We start from the raw sequence: 12,651 nt of genomic DNA, 5'->3' as shown, positions 1-12,651 counted from the left end.
TCGTACCTCCTTAATTTATGCCTCTTAGGACTATACTCGTATTGATGCCTCCAAACCCGAATGAGTTGCTCAAAGAAGTTTGCAGATTCGCTTTCACCGACATGCCTCTACTGAATCTGCACGCCTGGTCAATCGGTTCTTCCAGGTTCAGATTGGGATGAACAAAGCCTTCTTTCATTTGTATGATTGCTGACAAAGCCTCTACAATGCCGGCAGAGTACAGACAGTGGCCCGTAAGACTTTTGGTTGAATTCATCCATATATCCCCCAGGCGTTCTTTAAATAGCCTTTTTATTGCCCTAATCTCAGTCATATCGCCAGCAGGCGTCGATGTACCATGTGCATTAATGTAATCGATATCTTTTGATGAAAGACCCGCTTGTTGCAAGGCTTGCTCCATAGCGCGTACTTCGCCGTCTTCATTCGGATCGGATAACCTGTTACCGTCCAATACCAGCGCTCCTGAAAGGAGTTCTGCGAGTGGTTTCACACCGCGCTTTTCAGCGGACTGACGGGATTCAAGAACAAGGCATGCCGCTGCCTGTCCGTATATGAATCCTTCGTGTTTCTTGTCAAAGGGGCGGCAAGCTTGATCAGGCTCGCCTTCAAAGCTCTTGCCGCCCATAGCCCCTAGATTGCTGAAACTCATCAATTCCATTGGTGAAAGATCTGCAACTGTTCCCGCTACGATGCATAGATCAACAAGTCCGAGCTGGATCAACTGCATCGCCTTGATAATAGCAATATTACCGCTTGCAGATGCGCCGCCAACATTGAAACCTTCCCCCTTAATGCTGCATATATCACTGATAGTTCCGACGTGGTCCGTATCCATAAAATGCAGCGCGTAGCTTGGTGAGAGATATTCAGGAGCTTCTTCAAACTTTTTATACAGGGAGTATGCATAGTTTTGTGAAAGATTGCTTCCTGAAACAACGATTCCTTTACGCTCATCCGCTACTGGATTCGTATGGAGTTCAGCTTGTACCCATGCCTCCAGTACAGCCAGTACTGAGCATTGTACGGAAAAAGGAGAACGTCTCGCACTCAGTCTGGCTCTATTTGCAAGTTCTGCGGGGAAAGCGCACTGCTTGATCAATTGGTCAAATGAAAAATCACGGATTTGTGCTCCTATTTTCACAGGTGCAGCAGATCCAGGCGGGCTCTGCCAAAAGTCGATGCCGCATCTTCCCGACTTCAAAGATTCAGCGAATTCCTCTGTACTGTACCCAATCGGGCTTATGATTCCAGTTCCGGTGATAACTACATGGTGTTTCATGCCTGACGCTTGATCAGACAAGTTCAACTTTCTTTCCATAAAGCAAATTCACCAATTCCTGTATGTTTTTTACTTGCCCAAATTCGACCATTGACATTTTAAGTCCAAGGGCTTCCATGGAATTTACCGCTATATCCGCACGGTCAATAGAATTCGCCCCTAAATCCTTAAGGGAAAGTTCAATTTTAATCTCATCTTCACTCAAATCTGGCAGAATCTCCAAAATGCAGCCCTTTACCTTTTGAAATACTTCGTCCTTTGTCATCTAAATAGCCTCCTTATTATGTTCTTCCACTGTCATAAACCATCTTTCTTTTTTCTCGTTAATCCAGCTGACAAGCATCTCATTAAAATGATTGCAAATATAAGAATCAACGTGTCTCCCTTTATCAAGAATAAGTATGTTTTTCTCACAGGGGCTCTGTAAAAAGGTTTTGAGAATCAAATCGACAGGCATGATATCATCATTTTCAAAATGAATTAAAAATACCGGCAAACCTTCCAGTTCATTAAGCACATCCTTGATATCGTTTTTGCGGAAATCCTTGAGCAAACTATCCTGATCAAAAATACAGTGATGCCCTTCTCGTTTCGAATTCAAAACTTCAACAATGAATTCCCATTTTTCCACGGTGATCGCCGTTTCCAGCAATATGGACATACCAAAAACAGCTGTCACATTTTTGTTTTGCGCAGCTGCTTGAAGTGAAAAAAGGGCTCCCATACATTGACCGCCGAGTATGATCGGCAAATCAGTTGAAATATAGCTCCTCGCATAGTCGATCGCTGCAAAAATGTCACTGACCATTTCATGACCGGCAACGCCTTCACTGCCGCCATGGCCTTGATAGTCATAAGTAAAAACGTGATTTCCGCCTTCGCATATATCAATAGCTTTTTTAGCAAGCATTTCTTTTGTTGCGCCAAAACCGACAGATAATATAACAATGCTTTTCTTATCGTTATCATCCAAATTCAGATAAAATTTCCCGCTGAGTTTAATGTCCCCATTATTAAAATAAACATCTTTTGTTTCATGCATTTGTCAGTTCACTCCATTCATCATTTTAAAATCTGCTACCTTTAGTAAGCTTTCAATCTTCATAACATTTTTCATATCCTGACCAAACGGCGTAACGATTGAATAACATTGAGACATGGAATCCTTGGGAAGATTATATTTTGTGAAATTTGCCAACGTTCCCGCAGGCCCTAAATCCAAATACGTACACGCTGACCTCCTTTCTAGTCCTAGAAGAGCTTCTTGAAATTGAATTGGACTTCTCACGGCTTCCCATAAATAATGGTTCGGTATTTCCACCAATTGCGCTCCAAACAGACTAGAAATCGTGGGTATAACGGGTTTACGAAATGACTTTGCTCTTAAAAAGGTTTTATATGTCTCTTCCGCGGGATCCATACATGAAGAATGAAATCCATAGGAAACCGGCAACGATTGGTAGAGGATATTGTTTTCCGCTAAATAACGAATAACTTCGGTTAATCTTTCATTCTCGCCTGAAACAACAAAATGCGAGTGATAATTCATCGATGCTAACTCAATATGCTTAAACAACATTTGGTTTTCATGATAAACACTAATGTTACCCAGAATAGCTAACATCCCGCTATTTTTACATAGGGATTCAATAGCTTCAGCTTGTTTGATAATGCACGCCAGTACATCTTCAACACGCATGCATTCGGAAACAGCAATTGCTGTAAACTCGCCCAAACTTGTACCTAAAACATAATCCGGCTTTATCCCGCTTTCTAATAGAACTTGAGATAACGCATATTCCAACATGAAAATGGCCGGATGCGTGATTAACGTGCGAACAAATTTCTCCTCTTTTCGCCTTTGTTCATGATAAATTTCTTGAATGACAGATCTGCCGATAAGTCGTTGCGAAATATCATCCATGTGTAGCATCCATTTTCGAAATACGGGATGGTTATGAAATAACTCCTTTCCCATGTGATAATATTGAGAGCCTTGTCCAGAAAACATAAACACAATTGGTTTCTTCATTTCGACCCCCTAATTCGAATGATTCAGCAAAAGTTAAACAGATTTTTTTGACCTTTTCTCATCCTGAACATAATAAAATGTTCTTTGTTTATGAATTGAAAGTAAATATTTTGCTTTAACAGGTAATCCAACGTATACCCGGGATTTTTCCCAAATGAATGTCCGGGGAATATTTGAACCTTTGGGTTAATGGCGGATTTTATCCTTTGGATACTATGAAACATCTGTTCCGGATCTCCCCCAACCGTGGTGCAAATCCCACAACCTTCGATAAATATCGTGTCTCCGGTAAATAAGTGATTCGATATGAGGAAACAAGCGCTTCCATATGTGTGCCCCGGGGTTAGCATACATGAGATTTGAGTATCGCCAAGCATGATTACTTCGTTATCTTCAAATGGATGTAAATTGTCACACTCGAAGTTATAAAAATGAATTTCTTGTTGAGACAGATATACTTGCGGGTTGTACTTTTCCAACAATCGATTAACTAAATTAACATGATCATAATGAGAATGAGTCAATAATATCGTTGTAAGATGGCCGTTCACCATGTGCAACGTTGATTCAATTTTATCCAATTCCCACGACGGATCTATGATGGCTACTTGTCTGGTATGATGATCAACGATAAGATATGTAAAATTGATCGCCTTTCGGTTTCGTAATTTTAACGGGTACACCGTATGGGTATCCATAAGATACTTCATCCCCCCTCCTTTTCTACAAATTTTCATTCGATTGAATCAAATGCCCCATCCTAATAAAGCAATTCCGATAGTTTCTCTTGATGTTTCGAATCCATTTGTTCGTTCGTTTGCTTGATCTGGCTGTATCTACTAAATTCCGAGGCATAATTTTGAATCAGATAAGCTGCTAATTCAGCAATGGTTGTGTACTCAAATAACAAAGTCGGCGGTAATTTGACCTTGAGGTTAGCTTCAATGGCATCGACAATTTCCATCAATCCGGACGAATCCAATCCCATTTCATAATATTCCATCCTTGTGTTAATGAAATGGGCTGGTTTTTTCACCTGATTAGCTAGCAATTGCTGCAAGAAAATCTCCACTTCCGCGGATGTTAGTTGAACACGTTCTGCGCTGGCGGGTGTTGCCAGAGGAGCTGAAACAGGCTGTTCCAACAATGATGATGCGTTGTTTGTGCGGTTAGCTTGTAATAAACCGGGTTCCCGGACTCGTTTAGCCGCCAGGTTACTCAGTTCGCCTGCTTTATTCCCGAATTCGTCAAAAAACTCCAATGTAAAATAGATCAGTTCATTTTTTGACTGGATGGATGAAAGCGGAACTCGGGCCAAGCATGTATTTTGCAGCAATGCGGAAGCTCGAAACGATTTATAAAACAGCGGCAAAAATAGCTGCTGGGTCTCGGTAAGCACGCTTGCCATCAAGTCGCTAGCACCAACGCCGCTTCCATCCATGAGGGTAGGATGAAACATAAATTCAGAGGCGCTGGGCAGAGCATGTTGTCCAAGTGAGATATCAAGAATCGCCTCGTTATTCAGGGTATAAATGGTTCCCTCAGCTTTGATGAAACCGGAATGAACCAATTCATGGCAGCGGAATTTTTCATAAATCTCGTCTAAAGATTTAACATTTGCCGATTGTTTTATCACATGTAAATCTAAAATTTCACTAAACGCCACAGGGGCGCACTGATGCATTTCAGCGCTGATGTAATGCTTTTTTTCTACTGATAAAATTCCGTTTACTTGTTCCTGGCCTTCAATCCGAATCTGCCAATGTCCTTTGTGAATTTCCGTGCATTGAACATGAAGCATGACACTACGGTCATGCTCCACAATTAATGGGTTATAAATAGTTACATCACGAAGTTCAAGCTGGGTATAGTCAAAACCATTTTCGCGGAAAAGTTGATAGAGCATGTCAATATAAGCCAAGCCAGGCAGTAATGCCTGACCAAATACCTTATGGTTGCCAAGTATTGGATTATCGATGCCGATCAGAAATTGTTCATTCATTTTCATTATTCCTCCGCTATTTTCCTTTTCCAGATACTCACGATGTTCGATGCCTGTTGTTGATGGGTCGTTGTTTCAGCAAGAACCGTTGTCTTTTCCTTCCGGACGTCATAACGTTTCAATTCTGGAGGCGGCAGGGGATGTCGCTTAACGGAATGTCCGTTTAACTCTTCAGGCTCTTCCCAGGCCTCCAATACGACATGGGCATTCGTACCCCCATCGGCAAAGCAATTAATGGCCGCAACCCGCGGCATATGGGTCCAACCGGAAAGATTTCGATAAAAATGAAAAGGTGTAGCATTCAAATCATAATGTGTCATAGCCTTCTCCCCCGATAAGAAGGGGACGATTTGTTTGTTTTGGAGCATAAGGATGACCTTAATCAAACTTGCGATTCCTTCGGCGCATAACGGATGCCCGATATTCGGTTTTATAGATCCTAAACCGCATATTGCAGAGTTGGAAGTACGGTAAACAGACTGGATGGCTTTAAGCTCCAGTAAATCGGTAACCTCGGAACCCGAACCATTTGCCTCAATATAGCTTATTTCTTCTGGCTTTTTGCCGCTTTGGGCCAAAGCATTTCGCATGACTTCTTTTTGGGCTTGCAGATTAGGCGTTGCCGGTCCGGCAGTGCGTCCGTCATTATTGACGGCAATTGCTTTTATGGTTGCATAAATCTGGTCTCCGTCCGCCAGGGCCTGTTCAACGGTTTTCAAGAGAACCATCCCTACACCTTCTCCTAGCACAGTTCCTTGCGAACGTTGATCGAATACATGAAATACAGGCTCGGGGCTTAAAATATTCCGTTGTTGAAACAGCCTGTGTGCCGAATCTGTATTCAACAAACTCACCCCGCCTACGACTGCAGAAGTAATCTCGCCGGTTTGCAAAGCTTGCGCTGCCATTTTCATCGCGACCAAGGCGGAGGAGCAGGCCGTATCCAGCACAAGGCTAGGGCCGCGCAAATCAAAAAATTGCGAAATATTGGCAGCCAAATAATTTTGTCCTACAGCCATAATCGGATTTCGGGCATTGCTTAAATGAAGTTGATTAGATTGAGGTTGACTTCGGGCTCCTAAATAAACCCCAATTGGTTTTCCTTTCACTTCCTGATGCGTGTACCCTGCGTGATACCATAAATGAAAGCACTCCTCTAATGCTAACAAGGCCTGTGGATCCATAGAGCTGATATCTTCCCTGGAAATGGAAAAGAAGTCAGGATCAAAATGGTTGATATGATCCACCAAACCGGCATAGAAGTTGGTTGAATGTCCCCATCTTTCCTTTGGCACAGAGCCAATTGCACTCCGCCCTTCCGCTAATAATTTCCAATATTTCTCGAGATTGATGGCCCCCGGGAACCGGCAGGATAGGCCGATTACTGCAATATCTGACCCCGTATGCGATTTCAGGCCGCGAGTAGATAAAGAACTCTTTAGGGATTCTTGCTCAGCCGACTGTTCCGAATGGTCAAGAGATGGGTCGGCATGCAGCGAATCTCGAGCTGAGTCAAGCTGTTCCTCAGATGGAGTGATTCCCAATACATGAGCTAGAGCAACCTGATGAGTATTAGACATCCATTGCGCTAACGACTCAATCGTTGAATGTTCATAGAAAATCGAAGGATCCAGTGAAGCTGAAAGCAATTTGTTAATTTGCTGCAATATTTGAGCCAGCAGGACGGAATTTACTCCATAATCCTGAAAAGGGACATTTACATCCAGTTTTTCTGGATTCATTTTTAATTCCAGGGCAAATAATTCGAGCAAATATTTTTCAGCCGATTTAGCTATCGTACTGGCAACAGCATTTGCATTCGGAACATCTATATGCCGTTGCTGCGGTTCGATGTTCATTCCAATCGTTGTTTGAATGGTTCGTGATAGCAGCTGATCAGGCTTCCATAAATTCTGATTGACTACTGCCGGGAGAATGACCGGACCGATTCTATAGGCTAAAACTTTGTCCAATAGATTCAATCCTTCCCTATTCGTATGGCTTAATAAACCAGTTTGTTCGTAGGCTCGACCCTTGACCTCCCCCATACCGGTTTCTTTCCAATTAGGCCATTGAATACTGATGATTGGGAGTGAATTAGCATTGGCCTCGGCAAAATAGTCCATATAGGCATTCGCCATAGCGTAGTCACTTTGTCCAGTTGCTAAAGTTGGAATCATGCCTGATACAGATGAGAATAAAATAAAAAATTGTAGCGGCTCATTTTTAACACTCTCATTTAAGATTTGCAGCCCGGTTACCTTTGGATCTAACACCCGCTGGATGCCAAGGGACGATTTTCGGATAAAAGCAGGATTATCCCGATCATTTAAACCCGCACAGTGGATGACTCCCCCAATTGGCCCCAAGTTGTCATGGATCTCACTTATACATTCTTGTACACCCAAACGATCCGTCAATTGTACCGATCTTACCTGCACCTCAACACCTTGGGCTTCCAGACTTTCGATAGACCGAATTTTTTGTGCAAGGGGGCTATTACCTTGTTTGACCAAATTCCATTCATCTCGCGGCGGGAGTTGTTCGCGTCCCGTAAGAACAATGCGCTTGACGCCATATTTGGCGGTAAAATGTTGAGCGCATACATAGCCAATACCTCGCGTCCCCCCGGTAATCAAGAGCACATGATCCTCAGGGAATGCTAGTTCTTGCTCTTCATTGTCCTCTCCGTGGTATTCCTGCAAATACGAACGATATCGTTGTCCGTTCCGGTAACAGACTTCCGGTTCTTCGCTTTCCATCAAAAACTCCAAAGCAATCTGTTGTGCCAATTCGCGATCCTGTGCATATGGCTCCAAATCCACGTGACGTGACCGCAGTTGATGATATTCACTTTGCAGCATGCGATACAATCCTGCGTGAGAGGCACCCGATAAGTTGATGGTTGTATGATGGCAAGATTCCAAACCTTTCGTAACACCTAACACCGTTAAGCCCTCTTTTTCACCCTGCTCAATGAATTGTTGGAGAAAGGGAATCCAGTTAAGTGAGTCCGTGTGATCCGTTCCGCATCCGACCAAATCGATAAGGCCATCATACTTGTTCCACTTGGAGTGCGACTGCCGGAGTTCCAGTTCCAAGTCTTTAACATTCAGAATATGGCTTTTTGGAAAATGTCCTGTAATTTGCTTCGCCAACCCTATTGTTTCCTGAGTGGTCAGGATGGCTATGGTTGGATCTGCTTGCCGTATAGGCGTGTTTGAGCATAGTTCCCATTGCTTCTTTAGAAAACACATTTTACGATCGGCAAGGTTTGCTTTATTCCTGGAAGAAGCTGTTTCTGTAACTGGCAAATTACTAGGTTTTTTATCATCGCCAAATAGCCAATACCGTTCTCTGGCAAAAGGATATGTCGGCAGGCTGATGCGGCGCGGTTTAATTCCCGTGTAGAGCCTGTTCCAGTCCATGCTCAATCCTTTAACCCATAAATCAAGCAGTTTTCCATACTTCCTTTTACTTATCCAGGCGTCTATCGCTTTAGCCATGTCTTCATCCACAGTGAAGACTGCCATTGTCTCCTTATTCCGTTTGATCTGCCCCCGGTACAGGTCTTCGATATCGTCTTTACCTTCCAGGAAACCTGTCAGCTTGTCTTGAAGCTCCTCCAGGGAACTAACGATGACGGCGAGACGTTCTTCCATGGCTTCCCGTCCCACTTGGAGCGTATAGGCGGTATCGAGCAAATCCTTTTCAGTGAGCGGCTGCTCTTGAATGGCGTTGATCAACCGCCGCACTTGCTCCTGCAGGCGTTCCTCATTTTTAGCCGACAATACAATAATGGCCGGGTTTTCGGGACTTATCGCAGATTGGGCCCTTTCCCGATGATCCGAAATGTATTCTTCGATGACCACATGGGCATTGGCTCCCCCGGCTCCAAAGGAGGATATTCCCGCCCGCCTCGGGTATTCTTTGGCTTCTCCGTCGATCTCGATCCATGGCCGTTTCCATTCCGCCAGTTCCTGCTGCACCACAAAGGGAGTTTCCTTAAAATCGATATGAGGATTCAGCACCTTGGAATGGAGCGACGGCACGATTTGGCCATTCTTCAATTGCAGCAATACTTTCGTTAATCCCGCTATCCCCGCTGCGCCTTCGCAATGCCCGATGTTGGACTTCACCGACCCTATCGCGCAAAACTGTTTGTCCGGCGTATCTTGTCCAAAAGCCCGGGACAACCCGGTAATTTCAATCGGATCTCCCAAGACCGTTCCGGTTCCGTGGGCTTCCAAATAACTGATCGTCCGTGGATTTACTCCGGCTTCTTTCAAGGCTTTGCTTATTAAATTTCCTTGCGCATTAGGGTTAGGCACCGTATATCCATTGGTCTTTCCACCGTGGTTAATGGCTGTACCCTTGATAACCCCATAAATCTGGTCGCCGTCTGCGATTGCTTTTGATAGCGATTTGAGTAATACAGCCCCTACCCCTTCGCCGGGTATGTATCCGTCGCCGCCTTCACCGAAACTCTCGCATCTTCCTTTGTTGGAAATGAACTTCCCTTGGCTGAGTTTCAAATATTTATTCGGGTGAAGAGAGACATTCACTCCCCCCGCAATCGCCAGTTCACAACCGCCCCGCTGGATACTTTGGCAAGCCAGATGAATGGCTGTTAATGAGGAGGAGCACATCGTTTCCACAGCCATGCTCGGTCCATGGAAATTAAAGAAGTAGGATACCCTGTTAGCAATTGATGCTAAGGTTCCTCCCGCCGTTACCGGTCTTCCCAGAATCTGCTCCTGGGCTCCGTAAAGCTGATACTCTTCATACATGACCCCTACGTAAACTCCGACGTTTCTTTCCAAATCAAACCCACGGTACGCCCCCAATGATTCGCGAGTATATCCCGCATCCTCCATGGCTTCATACGCACACTCTAAAAATAATCGTTCCTGAGGATCCATCACTTCCGCTTCGCGTGGGGAAATATGGAAGAAAAGCGGATCAAATTGATCTACCCCCTCCAAAAATCCCCCCCGCTTGGCGTACGTTTTTCCGGGTTTCGTTTTATCTTCGTCAACGTACAGGCTGGAGTCCCAGCGCTCTTTAGGAATGTCAACGATGCTATCTCGTCCATCCCGCAAATTGTTCCAAAATTCCTGCAGATTTCTCGCCCCGGGATACCTTCCCGAAACCCCAACGATGGCAACGTCGATGGCCTCTTTCTCTTTCTCTTTCTCTGCAGGTGAACCCTTAAACGAGGCAAACCGTTGGCGTCTATGGCTTTTAGGCGCAATCATCGCACTGCCTACCCTATTGTCTTGATCCTGGATAACGGCTGCCGCAACTCTGTCTTCAATCCCCAATATTTCTTGTAATTGCTCGCGGTGCGCCTCAAGAAAATAACCGGCTAATTGCTGAATAGTTTGGTATTCAAAAAACAATGTTTTTGATAACGAACCGAAAACTTTTTCCAATTGATTTGTTAATTGCATAACCATGATTGAATCGATTCCGTATTTTTCGAGCTGGACATCCGCTTCAATTCGATTCGCGGGCAGCTTGATAATGGAAGATAGCATTCTCTTTACATAATTTACGGCTCTTTCTCGAAGTAATTCTTCCCCGGCTGCTTCAGTTCTTTTACTTTCTACTGTGGAAGAAGTCATGTACAAATTCTCGGTCCGATATCTATTTTTGAGTATATCGCCGTATGTTTCGATCAAGTAATTGGTAATATGGCGAAGCGTTGAATGGTCAAATAATATAGTTGGAGAAACCTCAAATGAGTAGTTCTCATTGAGTTTATTGGCTAGCTCAGCCACATGGAACGGTTCAAATCCATATTCAGTCAGCACTACATTTGCATCGATATTGGCTTGATTGACCTTAAGCAATTCCGCTGCAATTTGGATTAGCTCTTGTTGCACTTGATCTTGTAACTTGTTATTAGCCGCTTCCAACTTCATCAATTGTACGGAAGCAGGGCTACTTTCCAACAACTGCTGCCTCATTTTAGCGAGTTGGCCTTCCATCACCATGGTCTGGTCTTTCCCGGATGCTATGCTCTGATATAGAGCTCGGATGCCAGTTTTGGTCTGCATAGCCATCATCCCGTTATTCTGAATCATCAGCTTTTCGCGTTCTTGGTCAACGCTCATTCCGCCATCCTGCCACAACGGCCAATTGATGGATAGCGTTTTGCCGTGGCGTAAGTTCAATTGGGCCAATCGGTTACGATATTCGGCATAAGCATCCATAAAGGCATTGGCGGTCGCGTAGTCTGCCTGCCCGATATTTCCGAATCTCCCTGTTAAGGAAGAAAAGAAAATAAAGAAATCCAGTCTCAAATCCTGGCTTGCCTGATCCAAGATTTCCAATCCAGTAACCTTAGGAGCCAATACTTCTGCAAATTCATCCTTCGTCTTTTTAATAATAAAATTGTCCTTAATCACTCCGGCGCTATGAATAATGCCATCGATCTTTCCGAATTGTTCCTGAAGGCTTCGTATCAATTCTGCCACTGCTTGTTTATCCGTTACATCGACCTGCCGGTAAACGATATGTGCGCCCAAATTTTCAAGTTCTTTCAATTGGGCTCGCTTGGCCTCATTTAGTGAAGAACGGCCGGTTAATACTAAAACCGCTCCCTGGACTTGCCCAGCAATCTCCTCGGCAAATACAAGCCCTAAGCCGCCTGCTCCTCCGGTGATCAGATACACGCCCCGATCTTTCCATGGGAGGTCGACTGCTTCTGGCTGTACCTCGATTTCCTTCCATCTGCTAACCAATCGCTTACCTGATTGATGGCGAATACGCTGTTCCCTGGCGGCGCTGCTGGTTTCCAGGATCTCTTTCAATCCTTCTGCCCCTTCATCTGCCTCCACTTCAATCAATTGCCCGATCAATTTGGGATTCTCTATTTGCGCGGTTTTCAATAGTCCAAGTAAACCCGAGAAAAGCTCCTCTTCTCCTTGATTCGGGACTACAAGTTGAATGAGAATTTCTTTCTTTGGTTTCTCTTTTACCAGGCTTTGAATTTCTTCAAACACCCGGACCGCATGACTTTGGAAACGTTCTGCGATACTTTTCTGCGGCGATTGTAAGGTGACACATCGTACCCCGCTCATTCGCGCCTCCAGAGCTTCGGGGGTGACGCTACGCAGTTCACATAGGACAATCAGATGCTGAGCATACTCGATAGCAGAACTTTGGTGAACAGCCAACTGTTCTTCCCAGACTGGTTCAAGCATGAAAAGCTCTGCGGCTGCTTTGGTTTCTGTAGAACCAGCCTCTCCCTCCAGCCCTCTGGAGGAGAGCTCCTTCATCCGTATGCAGACATTGCCTTGCTCATCGCATAGATCAATATCTATTTTCCTT

General features: G+C 44.4%; 7 protein-coding genes and 1 pseudogene. All 8 read right to left on the bottom strand.

Annotated features, from left to right (window positions below; all coding sequences use genetic code 11):
* Window positions 1-10: 10 nt before the first annotated feature.
* Window positions 11-1,318, bottom strand: coding sequence for a beta-ketoacyl synthase N-terminal-like domain-containing protein (locus ABRS97_RS21760; RefSeq protein ID WP_367817487.1), 1,308 nt, complete (start codon window positions 1,316-1,318; stop codon window positions 11-13).
* Window positions 1,293-1,544, bottom strand: coding sequence for an acyl carrier protein (locus ABRS97_RS21755; protein ID WP_367817485.1), 252 nt, complete (start codon window positions 1,542-1,544; stop codon window positions 1,293-1,295). The genes ABRS97_RS21760 and ABRS97_RS21755 overlap by 26 nt, the downstream gene beginning before the upstream one ends.
* Complete coding sequence (locus ABRS97_RS21750; RefSeq protein WP_367817483.1) at window positions 1,545-2,321, bottom strand: alpha/beta hydrolase; 777 nt, start codon at window positions 2,319-2,321, stop codon at window positions 1,545-1,547. It abuts the gene before it with no gap.
* 3 nt (window positions 2,322-2,324) lie between these two features.
* Window positions 2,325-3,311, bottom strand: coding sequence for an acyltransferase domain-containing protein (locus ABRS97_RS21745; protein WP_367817481.1), 987 nt, complete (start codon window positions 3,309-3,311; stop codon window positions 2,325-2,327).
* Between the two features lie 23 nt (window positions 3,312-3,334).
* Window positions 3,335-4,021: an MBL fold metallo-hydrolase gene (locus ABRS97_RS21740; RefSeq protein ID WP_367817479.1), complete on the bottom strand. Its 687-nt coding sequence runs from the start codon at window positions 4,019-4,021 to the stop codon at window positions 3,335-3,337.
* A 50-nt stretch (window positions 4,022-4,071) separates the two neighbouring features.
* Window positions 4,072-5,313 carry a phosphopantetheine-binding protein gene (locus ABRS97_RS21735; protein WP_367817477.1) on the bottom strand — a complete coding sequence of 414 codons (1,242 nt, stop codon included), beginning with the start codon at window positions 5,311-5,313 and terminating at the stop codon, window positions 4,072-4,074.
* 5 nt (window positions 5,314-5,318) lie between these two features.
* Window positions 5,319-8,075, bottom strand: a complete 2,757-nt coding sequence (locus tag ABRS97_RS28240; protein WP_483312512.1) for a type I polyketide synthase — start codon at window positions 8,073-8,075, stop codon at window positions 5,319-5,321.
* Window positions 8,076-8,909: 834 nt separating this feature from the next.
* Window positions 8,910-12,401: pseudogene (locus ABRS97_RS28235) on the bottom strand (SDR family NAD(P)-dependent oxidoreductase); the annotation flags it as partial.
* Window positions 12,402-12,651 lie beyond the last annotated feature (250 nt).

The sequence above is a fragment of the Paenibacillus tabacirhizosphaerae genome (assembly GCF_040812395.1).
Lineage (GTDB): Bacteria > Bacillota > Bacilli > Paenibacillales > NBRC-103111 > Paenibacillus_E.
The sequence above is the reverse complement of the archived record's forward strand: the minus strand, read 5'-3'. Positions and strand labels throughout refer to the sequence as shown.

Coding starts and splice junctions, on each gene's coding strand:
- ABRS97_RS28240 (WP_483312512.1), bottom strand. CDS start 8,075: ATGGAAAGCGAAGAACCGGAAGTCTGTTACCGGAACGGACAACGATAT.
- ABRS97_RS21735 (WP_367817477.1), bottom strand. CDS start 5,313: ATGAATGAACAATTTCTGATCGGCATCGATAATCCAATACTTGGCAAC.
- ABRS97_RS21760 (WP_367817487.1), bottom strand. CDS start 1,318: ATGGAAAGAAAGTTGAACTTGTCTGATCAAGCGTCAGGCATGAAACAC.
- ABRS97_RS21745 (WP_367817481.1), bottom strand. CDS start 3,311: ATGAAGAAACCAATTGTGTTTATGTTTTCTGGACAAGGCTCTCAATAT.
- ABRS97_RS21755 (WP_367817485.1), bottom strand. CDS start 1,544: ATGACAAAGGACGAAGTATTTCAAAAGGTAAAGGGCTGCATTTTGGAG.
- ABRS97_RS21740 (WP_367817479.1), bottom strand. CDS start 4,021: ATGAAGTATCTTATGGATACCCATACGGTGTACCCGTTAAAATTACGA.
- ABRS97_RS21750 (WP_367817483.1), bottom strand. CDS start 2,321: ATGCATGAAACAAAAGATGTTTATTTTAATAATGGGGACATTAAACTC.